20 protein-coding genes are annotated in these 23,722 nt (G+C 57.6%); 13 read left to right on the forward strand and 7 right to left on the reverse strand.

Annotation, left to right across the window (positions count from 1 at the left end):
* Nucleotides 1-141: 141 nt before the first annotated feature.
* A complete protein-coding gene (locus KDX37_RS22940) occupies nt 142-411 on the reverse strand; it encodes a hypothetical protein (protein WP_231655306.1) in 270 nt (89 codons plus the stop codon).
* Between the two features lie 355 nt (nt 412-766).
* On the opposite strand from KDX37_RS22940, the gene htpG reads away from it, so the two are divergent.
* On the forward strand, nt 767-2,674 hold the full coding sequence (gene htpG / locus KDX37_RS22945; protein WP_231655307.1) for a molecular chaperone HtpG: 1,908 nt from the start codon (nt 767-769) through the stop codon (nt 2,672-2,674).
* 94 nt (nt 2,675-2,768) lie between these two features.
* Nucleotides 2,769-3,497 carry a dienelactone hydrolase family protein gene (locus KDX37_RS22950; protein ID WP_231655308.1) on the forward strand — a complete coding sequence of 243 codons (729 nt, stop codon included), beginning with the start codon at nt 2,769-2,771 and terminating at the stop codon, nt 3,495-3,497.
* Nucleotides 3,498-3,568: 71 nt separating this feature from the next.
* Here KDX37_RS22950 and fabB read toward each other — a convergent pair whose 3' ends face one another.
* From fabB to KDX37_RS22965, 3 genes are all read right to left on the reverse strand, one after another.
* Nucleotides 3,569-4,789: a beta-ketoacyl-ACP synthase I gene (gene fabB / locus KDX37_RS22955; protein ID WP_231655309.1), complete on the reverse strand. Its 1,221-nt coding sequence runs from the start codon at nt 4,787-4,789 to the stop codon at nt 3,569-3,571.
* 10 nt (nt 4,790-4,799) lie between these two features.
* A complete protein-coding gene (fabA, locus tag KDX37_RS22960) occupies nt 4,800-5,315 on the reverse strand; it encodes a 3-hydroxyacyl-[acyl-carrier-protein] dehydratase FabA (RefSeq protein ID WP_231655310.1) in 516 nt (171 codons plus the stop codon).
* A gap of 220 nt (nt 5,316-5,535) precedes the next feature.
* A complete protein-coding gene (locus tag KDX37_RS22965) occupies nt 5,536-7,455 on the reverse strand; it encodes a response regulator (protein WP_231655311.1) in 1,920 nt (639 codons plus the stop codon).
* Between the two features lie 317 nt (nt 7,456-7,772).
* On the opposite strand from KDX37_RS22965, the gene KDX37_RS22970 reads away from it, so the two are divergent.
* The 8 genes from KDX37_RS22970 (at nt 7,773) to KDX37_RS23005 (ending at nt 14,021) form a co-directional block, all read left to right on the forward strand.
* Nucleotides 7,773-8,798, forward strand: a complete 1,026-nt coding sequence (locus KDX37_RS22970) for an NAD(P)H-dependent glycerol-3-phosphate dehydrogenase (protein ID WP_231655312.1) — start codon at nt 7,773-7,775, stop codon at nt 8,796-8,798.
* A 25-nt stretch (nt 8,799-8,823) separates the two neighbouring features.
* The gene (locus KDX37_RS22975; protein ID WP_264759358.1) at nt 8,824-9,168 is read left to right on the forward strand and encodes a DUF4389 domain-containing protein; all 345 of its coding nucleotides are present in this window, start codon (nt 8,824-8,826) and stop codon (nt 9,166-9,168) included.
* Nucleotides 9,165-9,620, forward strand: a complete 456-nt coding sequence (sixA, locus tag KDX37_RS22980; protein ID WP_231655313.1) for a phosphohistidine phosphatase SixA — start codon at nt 9,165-9,167, stop codon at nt 9,618-9,620. The genes KDX37_RS22975 and sixA overlap by 4 nt, the downstream gene beginning before the upstream one ends.
* A 64-nt stretch (nt 9,621-9,684) precedes the next feature.
* Nucleotides 9,685-10,128, forward strand: coding sequence for a hotdog fold thioesterase (locus tag KDX37_RS22985; protein WP_231655314.1), 444 nt, complete (start codon nt 9,685-9,687; stop codon nt 10,126-10,128).
* A 121-nt stretch (nt 10,129-10,249) separates the two neighbouring features.
* On the forward strand, nt 10,250-11,071 hold the full coding sequence (locus KDX37_RS22990) for an alpha/beta fold hydrolase (protein WP_231655315.1): 822 nt from the start codon (nt 10,250-10,252) through the stop codon (nt 11,069-11,071).
* Entirely contained in the window at nt 11,068-11,922 is an 855-nt protein-coding gene (locus tag KDX37_RS22995) for an alpha/beta hydrolase (RefSeq protein WP_231655316.1), read from the forward strand. The genes KDX37_RS22990 and KDX37_RS22995 overlap by 4 nt, the downstream gene beginning before the upstream one ends.
* Before the next feature lie 127 nt (nt 11,923-12,049).
* On the forward strand, nt 12,050-12,880 hold the full coding sequence (locus KDX37_RS23000) for a DUF4892 domain-containing protein (RefSeq protein WP_406643167.1): 831 nt from the start codon (nt 12,050-12,052) through the stop codon (nt 12,878-12,880).
* A gap of 91 nt (nt 12,881-12,971) precedes the next feature.
* Complete coding sequence (locus KDX37_RS23005; protein WP_231655318.1) at nt 12,972-14,021, forward strand: AI-2E family transporter; 1,050 nt, start codon at nt 12,972-12,974, stop codon at nt 14,019-14,021.
* A 57-nt stretch (nt 14,022-14,078) separates the two neighbouring features.
* On the opposite strand, the gene KDX37_RS23010 is transcribed toward KDX37_RS23005, so the two are convergent.
* Both KDX37_RS23010 and KDX37_RS23015 read right to left on the reverse strand, forming a co-directional pair.
* Nucleotides 14,079-15,134 (reverse strand): sensor histidine kinase, encoded by a 1,056-nt coding sequence (locus tag KDX37_RS23010; RefSeq protein WP_231655319.1) that lies wholly within the window; start codon nt 15,132-15,134, stop codon nt 14,079-14,081.
* Nucleotides 15,131-15,880, reverse strand: coding sequence for a response regulator (locus tag KDX37_RS23015; RefSeq protein ID WP_231655340.1), 750 nt, complete (start codon nt 15,878-15,880; stop codon nt 15,131-15,133). The genes KDX37_RS23010 and KDX37_RS23015 overlap by 4 nt, the downstream gene beginning before the upstream one ends.
* Nucleotides 15,881-16,237: 357 nt before the next feature.
* On the opposite strand from KDX37_RS23015, the gene KDX37_RS23020 reads away from it, so the two are divergent.
* The 3 genes from KDX37_RS23020 (at nt 16,238) to KDX37_RS23030 (ending at nt 22,549) form a co-directional block, all read left to right on the forward strand.
* Entirely contained in the window at nt 16,238-18,238 is a 2,001-nt protein-coding gene (locus KDX37_RS23020; RefSeq protein ID WP_231655320.1) for a hypothetical protein, read from the forward strand.
* Nucleotides 18,239-18,609: 371 nt separating this feature from the next.
* The gene (locus KDX37_RS23025; RefSeq protein ID WP_231655321.1) at nt 18,610-20,928 is read left to right on the forward strand and encodes an autotransporter outer membrane beta-barrel domain-containing protein; all 2,319 of its coding nucleotides are present in this window, start codon (nt 18,610-18,612) and stop codon (nt 20,926-20,928) included.
* A gap of 184 nt (nt 20,929-21,112) precedes the next feature.
* On the forward strand, nt 21,113-22,549 hold the full coding sequence (locus KDX37_RS23030; protein WP_231655322.1) for a hypothetical protein: 1,437 nt from the start codon (nt 21,113-21,115) through the stop codon (nt 22,547-22,549).
* A gap of 30 nt (nt 22,550-22,579) precedes the next feature.
* Here KDX37_RS23030 and KDX37_RS23035 read toward each other — a convergent pair whose 3' ends face one another.
* Complete coding sequence (locus tag KDX37_RS23035) at nt 22,580-23,704, reverse strand: fimbrial protein (RefSeq protein WP_231655323.1); 1,125 nt, start codon at nt 23,702-23,704, stop codon at nt 22,580-22,582.
* Nucleotides 23,705-23,722: the final 18 nt, after the last annotated feature.

Below are 23,722 nucleotides of genomic sequence, written 5' to 3' on the forward strand. Positions count from 1 at the left end.
TACCGCCCAAGGCCGGGAAGGCCAAGGACGGTGAAGATTTCTAAAACCCGGTACCCAGTGGACCGTAAGGCTGCTCCGCTTAAGTGAACAGCATTACGCTCATGAGCGGGCTTTATTAGTACATTCTGCGAGCCGGATGGCTTATTTGGCAGGCGTTGCTTCTGTTGCCGGGGCTGGAGCCTGATTGGTGTTTTCAGTGGCACGCTGCTGAGCTGCTTCGGCGTTCTTCTGAGCAGCTTCCTGGCTTTCCTTGGCCGCGTCATTCACTTTCTCTTGAGCCTTCTCCATCGACTCCTGGGACTGTTGTGCTGCTTTGTTGGCATCTTGCTGAGTGTTTTCGGATTTCTTGTCGCAGGCGGCGAGACCCAGAGTGGCAGTCAGCATCAAGGCATAGGCAAAAGAATTACGCATGGGATGTTTCTCCTTATTGATTATCTACGTGGCTAAGAGCGTGCCCCGCCGGGTTAAGTTCCAAAGGCGTGTCGATAATCGACTCGACCGTTTCGTAGCGTTTACGCTTTGCCGTCAAGTACCTGCGACGCTGTGTCGAGGTATTTACAGGCGCGCTTGAAAACTGCCGTTGGCTGTCTTGCTTGATGGTTGGACGAGCAGCCTTTCGATGATTTTGGATCATCCGGATACGACGATTGGTTTTGTCCACCCTTGAAATCCCGTGTCCAGCCCCCACCTTGATGACTACCCGCTGCCACACAGGTCGAGACCTGACTGTGGCGGTTTATGCCATCCAGATCGGAGTTTGATGATTATGAGTGTGGAAACTCAAAAGGAAACCCTGGGCTTCCAGACCGAGGTAAAGCAGTTGCTTCACCTCATGATCCATTCGCTGTATTCCAACAAGGAAATTTTCCTTCGCGAATTGATCTCGAACGCGTCTGACGCGGTCGACAAATTGCGTTTTGAAGCGTTGTCCAGACCGGAGCTGCTGGAAGGTGGCGCCGAGCTGAAGATTCGTGTGAGCTTCGACAAGGACGCGAAGACCGTTACGCTTGAAGACAACGGCATTGGTATGAGCCGTGACGATGTGATCACCCATCTGGGTACCATCGCCAAATCCGGTACCGCAGACTTCATGAAAAATCTGTCCGGCGACCAGAAGAAAGATTCTCACCTGATCGGTCAGTTCGGTGTGGGTTTCTACTCTGCCTTTATCGTTGCCGATCAGGTTGAAGTGTTCAGCCGTCGTGCCGGCCAGCCAAGCGGCGAAGGCGTGCATTGGTCCTCCAAAGGCGAGGGCGAATTTGAAGTCGCCACGGTTGAAAAGGCCGAGCGCGGCACGCGTATTGTTCTGCATTTGAAAAATGGTGAGGATGAGTTCGCTGACGGTTATCGCCTGCGTAACATCATCAAGAAGTACTCCGACCATATTGCCTTGCCGATCGAGCTGCCCAAAGAGCAGGCTCCAGCCGCAGAGGGCGAAGAAGCTGCTGCGCTGGAATGGGAAACCGTCAACCGCGCCAGTGCCTTGTGGACGCGTTCACGCACCGACGTGAAAGACGAGGAGTATCAGGAGTTCTACAAGCACGTCGCGCATGACTACGAGAACCCGCTGAGCTGGAGCCACAACAAGGTTGAAGGCAAGCTGGAATACACCTCGTTGTTGTACGTTCCCGCACGTGCACCGTTCGATCTGTATCAGCGTGAAGCGCCACGTGGGCTGAAGTTGTACGTGCAGCGTGTATTCGTCATGGACCAGGCTGAGTCGTTCCTGCCGCTCTACATGCGCTTCGTCAAGGGTGTGGTCGATTCCAATGACCTGTCGTTGAACGTTTCCCGCGAAATTCTGCAGAAAGATCCGATCATCGATTCGATGAAGTCGGCATTGACCAAACGTGTCCTGGACATGCTGGAGAAACTGGCGAAGAACGAGCCTGAGCAATACAAGGGTTTCTGGAAGAACTTCGGTCAGGTGCTCAAGGAAGGTCCGGCAGAAGATTTCGCCAACAAGGAGAAGATTGCCGGCTTGCTGCGCTTTGCTTCGACGTCTGATGACAGCGGTGAACAGAGCGTTTCCCTGGCCGAGTACCTGGCGCGTGCCAAAGAAGGTCAGGACAAGATCTATTACCTCACCGGCGAATCGTACGCACAGGTCAAGAACAGCCCGCACCTTGAAGTCTTCCGCAAGAAGGGCATTGAAGTCCTGCTGCTGACCGATCGTATCGACGAGTGGCTGATGAGCTACCTGAGCGATTTCGACAGCAAGGGCTTCGTTGATGTTGCGCGTGGTGATCTTGACCTGGGCAAGCTTGACTCCGAAGAGGACAAGAAGGCTCAGGAAGAAGTCGCCAAGGACAAAGAAGGGCTGATCGAGCGTCTCAAGACCGCCCTGGGTGAAGCTGTCAGTGAAGTGCGTGTGTCGCACCGTCTGACCGACTCACCAGCGATTCTGGCGATCGGTGAGCAGGACCTTGGCTTGCAGATGCGTCAGATTCTTGAAGCAAGCGGCCAGAAGGTTCCTGATTCCAAGCCAATCTTTGAATTCAACCCGTCCCACCCGCTGATCGGCAAGCTGGATGCGGAGCAGAGCGAAGAGCGCTTCGGTGATCTGTCGCACATTCTGTTCGATCAGGCTGCGCTGGCCGCAGGCGACAGCCTCAAGGATCCGGCCGCTTATGTGCGCCGCTTGAACAAGCTGTTGGTAGAGCTGTCGGTTTAATGACCGACTGACAAGCAACCCGCTTCGGCGGGTTTTTTGTTTGGCCATTCACTCACTTTCATATCTCTCTTTGTGAAGAAATCAGGAGTCAGCGATGAGCAGCAAAATGACAGTCCGTTCCGTGGTTTACCAGATTGATGGTCAACCTTATGAAAGTCGACTTGTGTATGACGCAGGCGCTTCCTCAGCGCGTCCCGGTCTGCTGATGGCACCCAACTGGATGGGCGTCAGTGAGGGTGCCGAGACGATTGCCAAGGCAGTAGCCGAACAGGGGTATGTGGTGTTGCTGGCCGACCTGTACGGGCAAAACACTCGTCCTTCCAACAATGACGAAGCTGGCGCCGCGATGACGCCTCTCAAGGAAGACCGTGCGTTGCTTCGCAAGCGCATGCAGGCGGGTCTTGATCAATTATTGAGTCAGGCAGGGGTTTCGCTGGATTCAAAAAAGATTGCCACGTTCGGTTTCTGCTTCGGCGGTTGCTGTTCACTGGAGCTTGCGCGTACCGGTGCTGAACTCCAGGCGGCAATCTCTTTCCATGGCACGCTCGATACGCCAAACCCTGCCGACGCCAGCAATATCAAAGGCTCGGTATTGGTGTTGCACGGTGCTTCTGACCCTTTGGTGCCCAAAGAGCAGTTGCCAGCGTTTGAAGACGAAATGAATGCAGCAGGGGTGGATTGGCAGCTGCACAGCTACGGCGGTGCGTACCATTCATTTACCGATCCCCACGCGAATGTGCCGGGCATGATGATGTACGACGCGAAAGTGGCTGGTCGCGCGTTCAAATCGATGCACGATTTGCTGGGCGAAGTGTTCAAATAAACTTTATGTCCGATTTTTGCTCATAAAAAAAGCGCCTCTGGAGGCGCTTTTTTCATGCTGCTGCAAAGGTATTACTGACCTTTCCAGCTCTTCAGGACCAGCGTGGCGTTGGTGCCGCCGAAGCCGAAGCTGTTGCTCATGACCAGGTCGAGCGTTGCGTTTTCGCGAGTCTTGAGCAGGATCGGCATGTCGGCGACAACCGGGTCGAGTTCATCAATGTTCGCGGAGCCTGCGATGAAGTTGTTTTCCATCATCAATAGGCAGTAGATCGCTTCGTGAACGCCTGCTGCGCCCAGCGAGTGACCGGACAGGCTCTTGGTCGAACTGATCGCAGGGGCCTTGTCGCCGAACACTGCGCGTACACCTTCCATCTCCTTGGCGTCGCCGACCGGGGTCGAGGTGCCGTGGGTGTTGATGTAGTCGATATCGCCGTCAACGGTAGCCAGCGCCATCTGCATGCAGCGGATGGCACCTTCGCCGCTCGGTGCGACCATGTCGTAGCCATCGGACGTTGCGCCGTAGCCCACAATTTCAGCGTAGATCTTCGCACCGCGTGCCAGAGCGTGTTCCAGCTCCTCAACCACAACCATGCCGCCGCCGCCCGCAATGACGAAGCCGTCGCGTTTGGCGTCGTATGCGCGGGAAGCTTTCTCCGGCGTCTCGTTATATTGAGTGGACAATGCGCCCATGGCGTCGAACAGGAACGACTGGCTCCAGTGTTCTTCTTCACCACCGCCTGCAAAAACGATGTCCTGCTTGCCCAGCTGGATCTGCTCGACAGCGTTGCCGATGCAGTGGGCGCTGGTGGCGCAGGCGGAAGAGATGGAGTAGTTCACGCCCTTGATCTTGAACGGCGTGGCCAGACAGGCGGAAACGGTGCTGCCCATGGTCCGCGTGACGCGGTAAGGGCCAACGCGCTTGACGCCTTTCTCACGCAGGATGTCCAGCGCTTCCATCTGGTTCAGTGTCGATGCGCCGCCGCTGCCGGCGATCAGGCCGGTGCGCACGTTGGACACTTGCTCGTCGGTCAGGCCGGAGTCAGCGATGGCGTCTTTCATGGCCAGGTAGGCATAGGCTGCCGCATGGCCGACGAAGCGGAAGATCTTGCGATCGATCAGTTCTTCAAGGTTGAGGTCGATGGAGCCGGCAACCTGGCTACGCAGACCCATTTCGGCATATTCCGGCTGGAATTTGATGCCAGGGCGGTTGGCACGCAGGTTAGCGGTGACGGTGTCTTTGTCATTGCCCAAGCAGGAAACAATACCCAGACCAGTGATAACGACGCGGCGCATGCGATTACCCTTAGAAGTTGTCAGTAGAGGTGAAAACGCCGACCCGAAGGCCTTCGGCGGTATAGATCTCGCGGCCGTCGACAGTGACCGAACCATCGGCGATGGCCAGGTTCAGCTTGCCCTTGAGGACGCGTTTGATCTGAATGTTATAGGTGACTTTCTTGGCAGTTGGCAGAACCTGACCAAAAAACTTCACTTCGCCCGAGCCCAAGGCACGACCGCGGCCTGGCAGACCCTGCCAGCCCAGGAAAAAACCGACCAGCTGCCACATGGCGTCAAGGCCGAGGCAGCCTGGCATTACCGGGTCGCCCTCGAAGTGACAGGCGAAGAACCACAGCTCTGGATTGATATCCAGCTCAGCGACCAATTCACCTTTGCCGTATTTGCCACCCTCTTCGCTGATGTGGGTGATCCGATCAACCATCAGCATGTTGGGGGCGGGCAGTTGCGCATTACCTGGGCCGAACAGCTCGCCACGACTGCAGCGCAGAAGGTCTTCCCGGGTAAAGGCGTGTTGTTTGGTCATGCGAGCTCCTCAATAATCTTGTGCGGCAGGTTGGGGCGCGATGGCCCAAACGCCATTCCTGGCGCAATCATTCGCCAGGACCTTGTCCGGCAGCCTACTCATAGACTGTTGCGTTGTAATGAAAGTCACAGCACAGGAGAAAATCAATGTACACCTGTGCACTGAATTTTGTCATTCGACCGTCGTTTCGGGTCGATCAGGCCACCAAGACTGCCGTAATTTAACATTTATCGCCAGTCACGGATGTCCGAAAGAGTAGCCAGCGGTGCAAAACCTGCTGTAAATCAGCGTGTTTGAATGGTTTTGCGAGGTAATCGTCCATGCCCGCCTGTAAACAGGCGTCACGATCACCCTGCAGCGCGTTGGCCGTCAGCGCGATGATCGGCACTCGATCCCGCCCTGCAAGTTGCCGAATACGACGAGTGGCCTCATAGCCATCCATGATCGGTAGTCTGCAGTCCATCAGGATCAAGGCATATTGCCCGGCTTCTACCATCACTACAGCCTGCGCGCCGTCGACGGCCACATCCACCGTGCAACCCATATTGTGCAGCATGGCTTTGACGACTGTACGGTTGACCGGGTTGTCCTCCACCAGCAGCACATTGCGTTCCTCGCCTGGCGGGCCGAAGTCGAGGGGCTGCTGGATGCCCACCGGCGGATTGCTGGAGATCGGGAGTGCAATCTGCAACGTGAATATTGAGCCCGAGTCTTCTTCGCTCTGCGCCAATAGTGTTCCTCCCATGCGTTCGGCCAGTGTGCGCGCAATCGGCAGGCCCAGCCCGGTTCCGCCGTAGCGCCGGGAAATCGAGCTGTCGGCTTGTTTGAAAGCATCGAACATCGATTCAAGGCGATCCGCGTGTATGCCTATGCCGCTATCCTGCACCGTGCAGGTAAACCGCAACTGTTCACTGTCCAGCGTGTCCCAGCTCGCCCTGACAGTTACTTCGCCCTGCTCGGTGAATTTCAGCGCGTTGCCGATCAGATTCACCAGGATCTGGCGGATTCGGGTAGGGTCGCCCTTGACCGTCATGGTCTCAAGGCCGGGCTGAATGTGCAGCGCAAGGAGCAGGTTACGTTGCTGGGCACTGTGATTGAACGCATGGGTAGACGCACTGACCAGCTCTGCGAGGTTGAATGTAATGCCTTCCAGTTGCAGGGCGTCCCGTTCGATGCGCGAAAAATCCAGAATATCGTTGATGACCCGTAGCAGATGCTCTGTGGATTCGGTCGCCAGCGCCGCATACTCGCTCTGCTCATCGGTCATGCGCGTAGTTTCGAGGAGCTGCAACATGCCCAATACACCGTTCATCGGGGTGCGCAGTTCATGGCTCATCATGGCCAGAAAATCGGATTTGGCGCGGTTTGCCTTCTCGGCCTCTTCACGGGTCTGTATGAGCTGGTCCATCGAGCGTTGCTGTTCGAGGCTTGCCTGCTCAAGGTTCTGTGCCAGGTTATTGATATGCCGCGCCAGCGCGCCAAGCTCAGCATCGTCGCTGACCGGTAGCGGGGTTGCGTAATCGCCTTTCTGGATGGCCTTGAGGGCTTCGCCCATGGCGCTGATCGGCCGGGACAGGCTCAGCGCCAGGCGTCGGGCCAATAAGAAGGTAAACAGTAATGCACACAGCGCAAGTACTCCTGCCTTGAGCAGGATTTCCTGCTGGCGCTTGCTGAACGCTTCGCTCGACATACCGACCCGTACGCGCCCCAGGTATTGCTGCGAAGCGGCATCTACTTGCCTGTCGATTGAGAGTTCATTGGGAAGGGCAAGATGCTGTGCGTGGATGGGTGCCTGGAACGTTTCCATCTTGCGGGTCTGGCGATCATTGCCCTGAGGTTCGTCAATATAGAGAAGCACGGTATTGCTACTGTCCTGGATCTCGACATAACGCACATTGGGCATTGACAGGGTGGCACGCATCAGACTTTTCAGGCCATCTGTATCACCCACCAGCAGGCTTGGCTCGGTAGCCGGTGCAAGCTGGTTGGCAATCAGTTGCCCCGTGTGATTGAGCTCCTGACGCAGATCCTGAATGCGCACGAACGTGAAAAAAGCGATCAGCAAAACTGTCAGCAACAGGGCAGGTCCCAGGCTGATCATTTGGGTTCGGGTATTGATATCCCAGTGACGAAATTTCATCAGTGGCCCCGAGGGGCAGGGTCATGGCCCTGAAATTCGATTGTTGCGTCCATGCCTGTGTGCTCGAAAGTCCGGTTTTACGCCAGGTGTCGTTGCGTATCGCGAACCAGGTGATCAGTTCGGCAACCCGTGCCACGTGCCTGCATGTTAACCGAGTTGAACAGGGTTTCCAGACAAGTTATTTCCTTTCGGCAGGTTGCGCTGTAGCCGTTATGCACGATGATGTGGTGTTGCCGACAGTGTTTGACTCTGGCTGATACTGCCGCGCCCCGTATAATGCGGCCATTGCCAGTCAATGGCCCCGGATGGATTGATTTATGACCACGCAGCAACCTGTAGCGGTTCTTGGCGGCGGCAGCTTCGGTACTGCCATTGCAAACCTTCTGGCCGAAAATGGTCATCGGGTTCGCCAGTGGATGCGTGATCCGGAGCAGGCTGAGGCCATTCGCGTCAATCGTGAAAACCCGCGTTATCTCAAGGGCATCAAGGTCAGGCCCGAAGTCGAACCGGTGACCGATCTGGCCACGACACTTGAAGCCAGCGAGCTGATCTTCGTCGCGCTGCCTTCCAGCGCCTTGCGTGCAGTGCTGGCGCCTCATGTCGAGTGCTTGAATGGCAAGATGCTGGTCAGCCTCACCAAGGGCATCGAAGCGCAGAGCTTCAAGCTGATGAGCCAGATCCTCGAAGAAATCGTGCCCCAGGCGCGTATTGGCGTGCTGTCGGGCCCTAATCTTGCGCGCGAAATCGCCGAGCACGCCCTGACAGCAACGGTGGTAGCCAGCGAAGACGAGGCCTTGTGTCAACGCGTTCAGTCCGCTTTGCACGGGCGTACGTTTCGCGTCTACGCCAGCACCGACCGGTTTGGTGTCGAGCTGGGGGGGGCCTTGAAAAACGTTTACGCGATTATCGCCGGCATGGCCGTTGCGCTGGAAATGGGCGAAAACACCAAAAGCATGCTGATTACCCGAGCGCTGGCCGAAATGACACGCTTTGCGGTGAGTCAAGGGGCCAACCCGATGACCTTCCTGGGGCTGGCTGGCGTCGGTGACCTTATCGTCACCTGCTCATCGCCCAAGAGCCGCAACTATCAGGTGGGCTTTGCGTTGGGGCAGGGGTTGAGCCTGGATGAGGCCGTGACTCGTCTGGGGGAAGTCGCCGAGGGCGTCAATACGCTTAAGGTGCTCAAGGTCAAGGCTCAGGAAGTTCAGGTCTACATGCCGTTGGTCGCAGGCCTGCATGCAATTCTTTTCGAAGGTCGTACGCTCGCCCAGGTCATCGAAGCACTGATGCGTGCCGAGCCAAAGACAGATGTCGACTTCATTTCAATCACTGGCTTCAATTGAATTCAACCCCCTCAGGGAGAAGGTCTTGAACGACTCGAAAAACCAGAAGAACGAATCCATATTGCTGCGTATCCTGTGGATGCTGCTGTTTGTCATCGTCTGGCAAGTGGCAGAACTGGTCCTCGCTGGCGTGGTGCTGGTGCAACTGGGCTACCGGCTCATTTATGGCGCACCCAGCGCCAGCCTGATGAACTTTGGCGACAGCCTGAGCCAGTTTCTCGCCCAGATCGGACGTTTTGGCACGTTCCATACTGACCAGAAGCCCTGGCCGTTTGCCGACTGGCCGACCCCACGTGTTCCGGATGGCGAGGCCGCCCATCGCGTTGATCCCGCGCCGCATCCGGTACGCGACGAAGAGCCCAGGCTGTGAAGGTCTGGGTATTGCGCCACGGCGAGGCTCAATCGCGGGCCCGCAGCGATGCAGAGCGAGAATTGACGGCGCATGGTCGTGAAGAAGTACTCAAGAGCTCCGTTCATCTGACCGGCAAACCGGTCCAGCGGATCGTGGCCAGCCCTTATGTTCGCGCTCAGCAGACCGCCGAACTGGTGCGCCAGTATCTGGGCTTCAGTGAAGCGATCATGACAGTGCCCTGGCTCACGCCTGAAAGTGATCCGCGTGAGGTATTGCGTCAGTTGGACGCGTCAGCCCTGGATGAAGTGCTGTTGGTCAGCCATCAGCCGCTGGTTGGCAGTCTGATTGGCTTGCTGACGCAGGGCAGCGTTCAGCAGGCACAGCCGATGAGCACCGCGAGTCTGGCGGAGCTTGAAGGTGAGTTCGCGCTGGCTGGCGCGATGAATCTCAACAGCGTCCGACACGTCTGAACAGGCAGCGAGGGTGCTGCCTCGTAATGTTGCTTGCGATTTCCCACAATAAAAAGGATTTAACATGAGCATCTGGCGTCAAGCCCCCGATATCGAAGCCCTCATGACGGCTCAGAAAAATACCATCGGCGAAGTACTGGATATTCGGTTCGAGTCGTTTACCGAAGATTCGCTGACCGCGAGCATGGTGGTCGATCCGCGCACCCATCAACCGTTTGGCCTTTTGCACGGCGGCGCATCGGTGGTGTTGGCCGAATCGTTGGGGTCGATGGCCAGCTATCTGCTGGTGGATCCGGGCAAGTTCTTTTGCGTGGGGCTTGAAGTCAACGCCAACCACCTTCGTGGTGTCCGTTCCGGTCGGGTCACCGGCGTGGTGCGCCCGGTTCACATCGGCCGCACGACCCACGTTTGGGACATTCGTATCAGCAACGATGAAGGCAAGCTCAGTTGTATCTCGCGTCTAACCGTTGCGGTAGTCGCGCACGGTCAGGAACCACCAGCGCGCTGACTGACAGGCAATTCGGCCTACTGCTGGCCGATTTGACACCTTTGATGGCAGTTCCAATCGTTGCCGTACCTTTTGCCGGATGCGCAAAATGCAGGCTCGTCCGGCTCTTGAGTGTACAGGCATGACCCAACCCGTCTTTTTCGCTCATGCCAATGGATTTCCGTCGGGCACCTACGGCAAATTGTTCTCTGCGCTGGCGCCCGAGTATTCGGTGACTCATCTTGAGCAGCATGCACACGACCCGCGTTTCCCCGTCGATGACAACTGGCTGAATCTGGTCGAAGAGTTGATCCATCATCTTCGCCAGCAACCCGGTCCCGTGTGGGGTGTCGGGCATTCGCTGGGCGGCGTGTTGCATCTTCATGCCGCGCTGCGTTGCCCCGAGTTGTACCGGGGCGTGGTGATGCTCGATTCGCCGGTGCTGGGGTTGGCCGATCAGTTGTTCATCCGCCTGGCCAAGCGTCTTGGGTTCATTGATCGGATAACGCCCGCTGGCCGCACGCTGGGTCGCCGTGAGGCGTTCACTGACCTGGATTCGGCCCGCGCCTATTTTGCCAGCAAGACACTGTTTCGCCGTTTCGACCCCGAATGCCTGAATGCTTATCTGCTGCACGGGTTGCAGCAAGACGGTGAACAGTTGCGCCTGCGCTTTGATCCTGCGACCGAAATCAGTATCTACCGCAGCATTCCCCACACCAGCCCCGTTCCATCAAGGCAGCTCAAGGTGCCGCTGGCAATGGTGCGTGGCAAGCACAGCCGCGTGATCATGCCGCACCACGGTTATCTGGCCAAGCGCATGCGCGAGGGTGAGTACCTGTCGATGCCGGGCGGGCACATGTTTCCACTGGAACGGCCGGATGAAACGGCGCAATTGCTCAAATCTCTGTTCGTGCGCTGGGATGAACGCAGCGCACAACGTCATCCACAGAAAACTCCCGCATGAAGTGTGCTGTCGAGGAAGTGCGCCTGAGCCTCGGGCATGTCGAGCTTGCTGCGCATCTGTTCGGCCCCGAAGACGGCACGCCGGTCATCGCGTTGCATGGCTGGCTCGATAACGCCAACAGCTTTGCCAGACTTGCTCCGAAGCTTGACGGCCTGCGTATCGTGGCGCTTGATCTGGCCGGGCACGGTCACTCCGATCACCGACCGGCAGGTGCCGGGTACGCGTTAGCCGATTATGTGTTCGACGTCCTTCAGGTCGCTGAGCAGTTGGGCTGGTCGCGCTTCGCGCTGCTCGGGCATTCGTTGGGGGCAATCATTTCGGTTATGCTGGCTGGCGCGCTGCCCGAGCGGGTTAGCCATCTTGCGTTGATCGACGGCCTGATTCCGCTGACAGGCGAGGCTGACTCTTCTGCCGAACGGATGGGCGCTGCGCTGCAGGCGCAACTGGCGTTGTCCGGCAAGAAGAAACCGGTTTATCAGGATCAGGACCGGGCCATTCAGGCGCGCATGAAGGGCGTGGTGGCAGTCAGCCGCGAGGCTGCCGAGTTGCTCGCGCAGCGCGGACTGATGCCGGTGCCGGGTGGATACACCTGGCGCAGCGACAGCCGCCTGACGCTGCCTTCTGCGACGCGTCTGACGCACGAGCAGGCCATGGCGTTCATCAACAATGTGAAATGTCCGACGCAATTGGTCATTGCCCGCGAGGGCATGCTGGCGAAAAAGCACGACGTCATCGAGCGTCTGCCTTTCGGCATCGAAACCTTGCCGGGCGGCCATCACCTGCATCTGGATAACGAGGAGGGCGCGTGCGCTGTTGCACGCTGTTTCAATCGCTTCTTCGCTGCTTCTTGACTTGCGGTCGGCAACTGCCGACGCTGAGCAGGTTGAAACAGGAGCCAACCACGATGGATCAATCCTCCACTCTGCAAGATTGCCTTGTCGGCAATGCCCCTCATGTTTTCCTTTCGTCTGCCTGCCAATGAGAGCACTCATGCGTGTATCCAGTGTTCCATTCGTTGCACTCTGGGCGTCGATATTCAGCGCCATGGTCGGTGCCGCTGATCTGCCGGGTAGTCAGGACCTGCAAATCCTGCCGCGTCTGGCGGATACGGAAATCATCGACTATCGCCCCCGGGCCGAACTCGAGCGCGTCTACCCCGTGGGCTCGATCCGCAAGATCAGCGGCCAGTTGCGGTTCGATGGTCAGGTCAGTGCGCGAGGCAATCTGACGTCGGTTACCTATCAGCTGCCTGCCGAGCATTCTTCTGACGACGCATTCACCGCAGCGCGCGAAGCCTTACAACAACAGGGTGCCGAGTTGCTGTTCTGGTGCCAGGCCCGCGACTGTGGCGAAAGCAGCCTGTGGGCCAACGAGGTATTCGGCAACTCCAAATTGTACGGCGCCGATGACAGGCAGGCGTATCTGCTGTTGCGCCTTGCCGAACCCAATACGGATACGCTGGTTGCGCTCTACAGCATCACCCGTGGCAATCGCCGCGCCTATCTGCATGTCGAGCAATTCGAATCCGCCGCGCCGCTGGGCGATCTGTTGCCGACCTCGGCTACCTTGCCGCGTCAGCTCAAAAGCACCGGCAAGCTCGATCTGCCAAGACTGGGTGGCGAACCTCAGGATGCTTGGGTAACGCTGATCTCGCGCGGGCTCAACCTCGACAGCACCTTGCGTGCCACCGTTTCCGGGGCCAGAGCGGCTGCATGGCGCGATGCGTTGATCGCCAAGGGTGTCCGTGCTGCACGACTGGAGACCGGCGGTGCCGAGAAAAAGGGCGTGTCCATCGAGGTGATTCGCTAGCACTCCACGTTCTGCCCATGACGAATACGGCTGACGCCAGCCGTGTTCGTCTTTATGCTCGCCACTTCCGATTCCTTCTCGCAGGCCCTTCATGTTCAACAATGATCGTCTACTGGTTCAGATCCTGCTGCTGGCCCTGTTCGGCGCTTGCCTGTGGGTGATGGCACCGTTCTGGTCGGCACTGGTCTGGGGCGCGGTGCTGGCGTTTGCCAGCTGGCCGCTGATGCGCCTGCTGACGCGCTGGTTCAAGGGTCGGGAATCGCTGGCCGCATTGGTCATGAGTCTGTGCTGGCTGCTGTTGGTGGCCGCGCCGCTGGTATGGCTGGGTTTCAACCTGGCTGATCACGTGCGCGATGCCACGGCGTTTGTCAAAGATGTACAGGTCGACGGTCTGCCGGATCCGCCCGCGTGGCTGGCGGGTATTCCTATCGTGGGTGAGCGGCTGGTGGGTTTCTGGACCACCATCGATCAGCAGGGCGCGGCCTTCATGGCGACGGTCAAACCCTATCTGGGCGAAGTGGGCAACTGGCTGCTGGCGCGCAGTGCGCAGATCGGCGGCGGGATCCTTGAACTGACCCTGAGTATCGTTTTCGCATTCTTCTTCTACCGCGATGGCCCGCGTCTGGCAGCCTTCGTACTCAGCCTGCTGGAGCGTTTGATCGGTGATCGTGCGCAGTATTATCTGGATCTGGTCGCCGGTACGGTGCAGCGCGTGGTCAACGGCGTGATCGGCACTGCCGCAGCCCAGGCGGTTCTGGCGCTGATCGGCTTCCTCATTGCGGGCATTCCCGGCGCGCTGGTGCTGGGTATTCTGACCTTCCTGTTCAGCCTGATCCCCATGGGTCCGCCGCTGGTCTGGCTGCCTGCCACCGCCTGGCTGGTCTGGCAGGGAGAATACGGCATGGCCATATTCCTCGGCATCTGGGGCATGTTCGTCATCAGTGGCGTGGATAACGTGCTCAAGCCTTACCTGATCAGCCGGGGTGGCAACCTGCCGTTGGTGATTGTATTGCTGGGTGTTTTTGGCGGACTGCTGGCGTTCGGTTTTATCGGCCTGTTCATTGGGCCGACGTTGCTGGCGGTGGCTTATAGTCTGTTGACGGACTGGGTGGGTAGCGAGCGGGCGCGTACGCCGCGTTGAACTGACGTTCGCGCAGGCCAGCGACGTCGCAGGGCCAATACCTGTGGCGTCTGGGGCTCAATGACGTGGCAAATGCAGCACCGCCGTCAGCCCTCCACCCGGCGTCTGCTCCAACGACAATTCCCCCCCGATGCGTCGTGCGGCTTCGCGGGCGATCGTCATGCCCATGCCGACGCCACCGGAGTTGCGATTGCGCGAACCTTCCAGTCGATAAAAGGGCTCGAACACGCTTTCATGCAGTTCAGGCGCAATGCCGGGGCCATGATCGACGACCGAAATCTTGACCTGATCAGCGCCGTCCTCTATCACGATCTTCGCGCTGCCTGCGTAGCGCAGGGCGTTATCGACCAGGTTCTGCAGGCATGAGCGCAGCGCCATGGGCTGGGTTTTCAGCGGCTTGCACTGGCCCTCGTATTGCACATCGTCGCCGTTGTCCTGGGCGTTTTCGGCCTGTGATTCGATCAGCGCCTGTAGATCCAGTTGCTGAAGTATTTCGGTCCTGCGGTGTTCGTTGAGGTATGCCAGGGTCGCATCGAGCATGTTGATCATGTCGTTGAGGTCCTGGGTCATCTGCCCGTGCAGCCTGGGCTCCTCGATCTGTTCGACACGCAGCTTGAGCCGCGACAGGGGCGTGCGCAGGTCATGAGAGACCGCTGCCAGCATGCGCCCGCGTTGCTGCATCTGCTCACGGAGCTTGTGCTGCATCAGGTTGAAGGTCTGCGCCGCCTGACGTGCTTCGCGCGGGCCGGAGATTTCCAGCGGCGGGCTGTCGAGGTTTTCGCTCAGGCGTTCGGCGGCTTCGCTCAATCGCTGCACAGGACGGCTCAGGGCCTTGGCGCCATACCACGCCGCGATGATCAGGGTAATGAACTGAAAGATCAGTGGCACGACAGGACCGCCCAGTAGCGGTGGTCTGGCCGGTCTGCGTCGCTCGTCCGGATAATCCGGCCTGCTCTGATCGTGCTGAGCAGAAGATTCACCCCCTGGCGGAGGCTGCATCGGGTGCATGCCGTAATTCATGAACCAGATGAACGCCAGCAGGTGTGCCAGCAGGATGGCCAATAGCGCGCCGCCAAACAGACGGGCAAAGAGCGTATCGAACCTGCGGATCAACCCAGGTCCCTGGCATCGAACAGATAGCCTTCGCCGCGTACGGTCTTGATCAGCTGCGGGTTCTTCGGGTCGTCGGCCAGCTTCTGGCGCAGGCGCGAGACCAGCAGGTCGATACTGCGGTCGAACGCCTCGATCGAGCGACCTCGGGCGGCATCCAGCAATTGCTCGCGGCTCAGCACACGATGCGGACGCTCGAGAAACACCCGCAGCAGCCGAAATTCGGCGTTCGACAACGGTACTACCAGCCCATCGGGCGCAATCAATTGGCGCAGTACGCTGTTCAGGCGCCAGGTGTTGAAGCGAATCGTGCTGCGTTGATCGCTGCGTTCATCGCGAACCCGACGCAGGACGGTCTGGATACGCGCGACCAACTCGCGGGGTTCGAACGGCTTGGCCATGTAGTCGTCTGCACCCAGTTCCAGGCCGATGATTCGGTCGGTGGGTTCGCAGCGGGCGGTCAGCATCAGGATAGGGATGTCCGAGGTGCTGCGTAGCCAGCGGCACAGCGACAGGCCGTCTTCGCCGGGCAACATCAGGTCCAGCACGACTACGTCGAAGCTTTCTTCGCTAAGGGCAAGACGCATCTGTGCACCGTCAGTCACGCCGCGTGCCTGAATATTGAAGCGCGTCAGGTAATCGCACAGCAGTTCACGGATCGCCACGTCGTCATCGACGATCAGGGCGCGCACTGCCCAGCGCTGCTCGGGGGCGGTAATGTCGAATGAATTATCGGTGAATGCCTGCATAGTGCCTGTGCTGCCTGTTGATGCTGCCATGGTTGGCCGCTGTTGATGATTCAGGCTCCCGTCATACCGATTCGCCGCGAGGCGCGGCGAGAGGGTGGCGCTTCTGATTGTCATCGGCATGTCGGGAATGTATCGGAGTTGATACACCTCAGAATTTTTACCTCATTTTTGTGCCTGCACCTAGCGTTTCCAACAGTATCGACAACGCCGCTGTCAACGTTAAATGGCGTCTGTACGGCCGCGCAACCGCAGTGTTGCTGCGTGCCGGCAGGCCGCCTTCTCGGACATGAAAAGTCCGTTCAGGCCTATGTGTCATTGCCCGTCGGTCCGGCGGGTCTTCGTCAGGGAGACGCATTGATGACTGTATCAAAACCTCAACCCGAACTGACCGCCGCTGAGCAGGCGCGGCAGTCCTATCGAAAAAAACGTTCCGAGGGTTCACAGAAAAAGGTGGACCTGGATCAGCCCGACGTCGATGGCGTGCTCGGGTTTATTGATGGAGATGACAGGTACCTTTGGCCCAGAACGCAGTGGGGAAAAGACTGGACGATCAGGATTCCGAATTCTGTACAACTGAATCCTTATGAACAACTGCAATTCATCATGAATGGAGCTCGACTGGCTACTATCGACCTGCCTGATCCGGTGACCCCTGCCATTCGCGAATATGTGATACCCGCGGATAAATTCGAATCCGAAGGCGTATATAGGATTGAATATCTGCACGCAAATAGTGATGGCAACATAATTGGTTCGGCTTCCCGGTCAGTGACTGTCGACCATACGGCGCCCAACGGAAACATTCCCGGGCAGGCTCCCGGCTTGCCGCAAGACGTCATCGATAACGGCCTTACACTGGCGTACTTCGATGCTCATGCGACGCTTGATATCAGTATTCCTCGTTCCAGCGATATCATTGCCGGGGATGAAATTCGGTTGTATTGGGGGCCGGTGGGTCCCAAAAGCATTGCCGATCCGGTAGACCCTGTCGAATCCATTACCGTCTCAAAGGATCAAGCCTTGCCAGGAGCTGCTGATCCGGTCATAAGCCTTGACGCTGCTCTCGTCAAAACGCTTGAGGATGGCTCGATCGCAGTGCTTTATCGCTATGTCGATCGAACCGGCAACCTTGGTCAGCCCTCAAGGTGGCAGGAGATCTACGTTGATCTTGATCCGTTGCCGGCAAGTCTTGTAGCGCCGGTGGTGCCGCTGGCAAATGATGGTTTGATTGATCGTGCCGACGCGCGTCTGGGCGTGTACGTGGAAATTCCCGCGCCAGGTTATGACAACCCGCAACCAGGCAAGGACATGATTGAGGTCAATTGGGAAAAAACCACCGTTCGAGCGGTGCCGCTGTCAACCTTTCCGATGTTGATTTTCATTGACTGGCCTACCTTGTCGGCAGAGGGAGCGCTGGACGCGCGCAGTTTCAAAGTGAGTTATAGCGTGGTCCGGGGCGTTGCCAAGACAAAATCTTCGGAAATTGACATCTCTGTGGATTTCACCGTGGCAGGTGTCAATCCAGATCCGGATCCGGATCCCGAAGGGCCTGATCCGATAAATGACAAGCTGCCACTGGTGGTCATCAAGAGCCTCGGGTCTGTAGATAACGAGCTAGGCGAAGAGGACAAGGGCCTGAATGCCAAGGCGCTGGTGACGCCAAATCCTGTGATCGCCGGACAGAGCCTGCGTCTGTTCTGGGGGGCGCTGATACCTCATGTCGATGAGGTGGTTATTCCCGACCCGCCCGCCGATCCCGTTGAGTTCACAGTGCCTTGGGACAAAATCCAGCAAGGTGGCTACAACGAACAATTACCGGTCTATTACAGCACCTGGAATGGCGTCAACGAGCAGCAATCCCGGCGTACCCTGGTAAAGGTGACTGTCGTCGAGTCGGAAGAACTTGCAGATGTAGAGTTTCCAGACCGGTATTCCGGAGGAAACCCGGCCATTCCAGTGATCAACTGCTGCTCGAAACCCTGGGATGGAATTAACGCTCGGATCCCGGGGGATCGGGTGAGTTTCGAAGTAGGTAACACGGTTGATGTCAGTTGGCAGGCATACGATGACTCGCAAGGTAACTCGCCTATTCCTAATACGGCCTATTCGGCGGACACTGTAACGCTGGATGACAACGCGGTGAGAAACGGTTTTACCATCACGGTGCCTTATAAAGATTACATCGAGCCCATCGTGACGCGTGGCAGTGGCCGCGTCACCTATGTGTTGAAGAAATCGCCAACCCAGATAAGTGTCAAATCGACCCTGGTCGTTGTAACGCGCGTACTGCCAGGCGAGTTAAACCTGTGCACACCGGAAGAGCCGGGAGTTTGCGATATCCCCGATCTGCCTGAATGAGGGCCTGCGACGCGGCTTGACGATTAAACTGTATTGAATACGGCAATACCTGATGATTGTTTGGGGCGGGTATTGCCGATTTCGACTCAAAGGGTCGCGAAATCGAAGCGTCCATCCTTTCTGTTGCGGGCCACCCGGTTTAACTAAGCAGGTGAGCTTATAGTTCAAAACGTTCTGTTGCATTGAATTTCAGGCTTTAAACTTAGAGGCTGACGGCATTATTACGTAGGACGAGTCCTACAATAACATCAGATTGGTCTTGCATAAGTTTGAGGTGCAAGCATGTAGTCTGCGCGGCCGCTCACTCATCAAGGGCCTGGCTGGAGTTGCCCGACGCATATCAGCCGCCCATGGCCTCAAGGATATTATGTATGTCGATCGCCGATCTGTTCATTCGTCGCCCCTTGCCTGCTGCGATCAGCCTGACGTCGCTCTTGCCGGTTTTGCTTTTCAGCCATACGGCGCTGGGTGCCACTATTCCAGTCAAGGGCGTTCTGGACATTGATCGACTCAGCAGTAGTAATAACTACATCGTGACCGAGGGGGGAACGCTGAATGTCAAAGGTGGAACCCAGCACGGCTCGGTCAATGTTCGGAACTCCACCCTCACGATGACCGCCGGATCCTCGATCGAGTACGCCGATTTGTCGTTAGGCTCATCGTTCACGATGACAGGCTCGACGGTCAGAAGCGGAACGACGTTGAACGAAAGCCTGGGAACGATCGTCGACAGTACACTGCTCAACAGCACGGGTAGCGGCCTTTCCCTTATAAGGCAGTTAAGCAATACCTTCGGCTCGACCGTGACCCTGACCAACAGTACCAGCACTGGCGTGACTAACGGGGCTTCGGTGACGCACTTCAGCCTGCTCGATCTGCAGAACTCGACATTGACCGGCAACGGTACCAGTGGTTTGGGCCTGCGATTGATTGCAGGAGCGGCCGAGGCGAGCGGCAGTAGCATTACCGGTACTAAGCAGGGTGTGCTGATCGTCGCAGAACAGGTTTACAGGGAGGGTTCGTTGAGCCTCGACGCCAGCCAGGTGACGGGGCAGACCGGTGCTGCGATAAGGGTCGCACAATCGAACCCGACAAGCGCTCCACCCATCGCCGTCATCAATGTGAATAACGGTTCCACCTTGACGGGCGGCAACGGAAATATCCTCGAAACCGCGGACGGGTCGCACGCTACCCTGAACGTCAACGACAGCCGCCTTAACGGTAATGTCCAGGTTGATGCCAGCAGTACGGCCACCGTCAATCTGAACCAGAGTAGCCTTACGGGCGATATCGTTGCCGAGTCCGGCGGTACGGCCAATGTGCACCTGGACAACGGCTCTCTACTGACCGGTCGTCTCGAAAACACTCGCAGTGTCGCTGTCGGCAACGGGTCGCAGTGGACAATGGTCGACAACGGTAACGTCGAAAACCTTGTGATGAACGGCGGTGCCGTCCAGCTCGGCGAGGCTGCTGCCTTTTACACCCTGTCGGTCGCCAACCTGTCTGGCAGCGGTACCTTCAGGATGGATGTGGACTTCGGCGGGGCGCAAACCGATTTTATCGACGTAACTGGCAGTGCGACGGGCAGCCACCAGTTGCTGGTCGGCAGTACTGGCAGCGATCCGACTACCGACACCAGTCTGCATGTGGTGCATGCGCAAGCGGGTGATGCCAGTTTCGCGCTGGTCGGCGGACGAGTGGACCTGGGCACCTGGTCTTATGATCTGATCAAGCAGGGCGACAACGACTGGTATCTGGACGCCACTACCCGCACGATCGGTCCTGCACCGCAGACAGTTCTTGCCCTGTTCAACGCCGCACCTACCGTGTGGTACGGCGAGTTGAGCAGTCTGCGCACACGTATGGGTGAGCTGCGCGCCAATGGTGGGCGCTCAGGGGTCTGGATGAGGACTTACGGCAATAAATTCAATGTGGCCAATGCATCCGGCTTCGGCTACAAACAGGTGCAGCACGGAACTGCTTTGGGAGCGGACGGCAGCATACCGACCACTAACGGGCAGTGGCTGGCAGGCGTGATGGCCGGGCAGAGCACGTCCGACCTGGATCTGGATCTGGGAGCCAACGGCAAGGTTGACAGTTATTACGTGGGCGCCTACAGCACCTGGCTGGACAGCCAGAGCGGCTATTATCTGGACAGCGTGATCAAACTCAACCGCTTCAATAACAAGGCACGAGTGAATCTCAGTGATGGTACGCGCACCAAGGGGGACTACAGCAATTCCGGCGTTGGTGCGTCCGTTGAGTTTGGGCGTCACATCAAACTGGACGGCAGCTATTACGTCGAGCCCTACACCCAACTGATCGGGGCATTCATCGAAGGCAAGGATTACGAGCTGGATAACGGTCTGCGTGCCGAGGGTGATTCGACCCGCTCGCTGTTGGGCAAGGTGGGTGTCACGACAGGGCGCAACTTCGATATGGGGCAGGGCCGGATCGTTCAGCCATACCTGCGCGTCGCGCTGGCCCATGAGTTCGTCAAAAGCAATGAAGTGAAAGTGAACGACAACCGGTTCGACAATGACATTTCCGGTTCGCGCGGTGAGCTGGGAGCTGGCGTCGCCGTTGCGTTTTCCGAGCGGCTGGAGGCGCACATGGACTTCGAATACAGCAATGGCAGCAGCATTGAGCAGCCTTGGGGTGCCAACGTCGGACTCAGGTACAACTGGTAATTCGCCAGAAATTTCTACCGCACCCAAAGGGACGGCCAGCAGGTCTTCCCTTTTTGCGTATGTCTCTCACCGACGACCTAGCAGATCTGCCAGTGTTTACGACACGGGTCAGCGTGTTAAATCTGGATCTTGAAAAATTGATGCCGATTTCATGACGCTATGAAACCGGATGGTGAGGGTGCACATGACCGACTCCACTCCAAAGCAAGAACTCGCGTTACCTGTTGTCGCCGATTTGATGGCTGACGATTCCCGATGGGACGAAACGGGTCTGCTGCCTGCCTGCATGGCGATCTCGCCATTGCGGATCGAAGTGCCTGCCTGGGAATACACCCCGAGGCCCGGTGAGCGTTTTAATCTCATTATATTCTGGGATAAAAAAATGCTTGAAGAGCGGCAGCTGAATGGCGAAGTGCCTACCTTGCCTGCGAATGATCTGATCTTCGACATACCTGTTGCGCAATTGACCCAAGGGGTGCATGAGCTTCATTACGTGGTGGTCAATTCAGATGGCAACTCGAACGATTCGTCGAGACAGATCGTTACGGTGGATGTGATCGCCCCTGTACTGAACGCCGCCTCCGGCCAGTTGGAGTTCGACACTGCGACTATCACAGAACAGTATCTGCATGACCACGACAATAAAGTCATTGGCATTGTGCCTGTTTACAGTGGCGGCAAGGCTGGTGATGAGGTGACTTGGTACTGGAGTGAAAATGCCTTCAATTTCAGTGACGCTGATGTAGCTTCAACCAGGATCCTCGAGCGAGAAGAAGTGGGCAAGCCGGTCGCGCTCGAGTTTGGTGGTGACATGATTCTGTCGCGCAAGGATGGAACGCGTTACGCGTTCTACAGACTCGGCGATCGGGCGGGCAATCTCAGCCCGTATTCCCAACCCTTTGAACTTGAGGTCAAAGCCCAGCCTGCACCTCGCGTACTGCCTCCCCCGAGAGTCACACAAGCGACTGGCTCGGCAGCAACCAGCACGCTCAACCCGATACATGCCATCCACGGCGACACGGTAACAATACCTGACGGCGCCGTGATTCGTGCCGGAGAAACAGTCTCGGTGCAGTGGGCGGAGCCAGACAGTGTGGGTTCCTTTCACACTTCACATGAGGACGCGAGGACGTTCACCATCCCGCCTACCTGCATCGCGCAGCATTTCGGAAAATCAATTCCGGTCTATTACGAAGTGCACGAAAGCGGCGTCGCGGATCCTCACGTTTCGAACACTCACACTTTGAAGGTATCGACGATCAGCGGCTTTCCCGTGGTGCAGTGCGACAAGGTTTCGGGCGGGCGGTTGAGTCTGGGCAGCATTGCAGAGGGAGGAAGGGCCCTTTTTACGCTGGGTAGCTGGCCGTTCATGGACACCAGCCAATTCATTAACATTCAGGTTATCGGCCTGAGCGTCGGAGGACAGAACCTGACCATCGATGTCTTGAAAGAGTCTCCGGTCCCCCATGTCGCCGATACCATCGATGTCGGACACATCACCAAAACCGACCTGCAACGTTTCAAGACAGGTGGTCTGCTGGAGGTGCGCACGAAGGTGAGTTTCGATGAGAAAGTCAGCTGGATGCCATTCGGGTCGCTGAGGCCGACGCTGTCCAACTGATCCGGAAAGTCGGCTATCGAGCGCTCACCACTACCGGTAGGTCATCGTGAAACTGAGCGCTCCTTTTGCCAGCCCCGGACGAATCTCGCTTCTGGTATGGGTCTGGTAGAAACGGGCATTGAAATTGAGCGTGGTGCTGCCCGGCATAATCGTGACCAGAGGCACTTCTGCCTGCAGTTCCATCGGCGTAACACCATCGGCCTTGAGGATCTGAATGCCCATCCCCTCAGCTCCCGAATCGCTCGTCAGGCTGAAAATGCCGTTGCTGGCCGGCCCAATAGGTGTTGAGCCATTGACGCCGTCCAGCTGGATGTGTGCGGTGCTCACGAACGCTCCGCTGGCATCGGTCTCGCAATTGCTCAGGGCAATGCTGAAAGGAACCGGGGGGGTGGTAAAGCCTGGTCCTGTGAAGTCCGAGCTGTCCCATTCACCCAGTTGTACCGGATCTGCACTGACCGGGTTGCTGCCTACAGTGCACTGAGCCTGGATGATGGTGCCGACCAGTCCGTATCTCATGATCCTGCCCAGCGTCGTGACGCTGCCGGACCAGAGTTCGCCACCGTCCAGTTGATGCGGGCCAGGCGGGATCGGTCCGGTCTTCACCAGTGTTATCACATTAGTCAGATACGTCATGCTGAGCGAAGTCAGCATCTGCTGGTGGTCGTTGATCCCGAGGTAGGGCACCGTCGGATTTCCCCCCACCGGCAAGAAGCAATTGGCGCAAGGGCCAAACGGGCTGGTGAACGGATAACCCAGTTTGATCCTGACACCGACGCCTGGAATATTGGTTTGCACTATTTTGCCGGTTACATCTTCACCATTGATCGGGTCGATTACGCCCGGAAAGATCGGTGCAGTTGCGACCGCGTTGAATTCGAGAAGCACCGTGCCGTTGTTGCCACAGGCAGCGTGCAGGTTGGCCAGATCAGTGCTTCGTGCGCTCATGTCCACCGTACCGATAACGCTGCCGATGCGCGCATCCCGGGGGATATACAGCGCGCCGATGTCGCGACGGAAGTCTTTGATTCCAGGGGTGGAAACCCAGTAACAATCGTTGTTGGGGTTTTGCTTTTGCGGTTGCGCCTGGACGCTGGCACCGTAGAGGATACCAAGGGCGATCAGGCCCCTTGTCAGGCGCTTCATTGGGTTGTTCATCAAGGTGTTCCTTGGCGG

Source organism: Pseudomonas californiensis (assembly GCF_021147775.1).
GTDB lineage: Bacteria > Pseudomonadota > Gammaproteobacteria > Pseudomonadales > Pseudomonadaceae > Aquipseudomonas > Aquipseudomonas californiensis.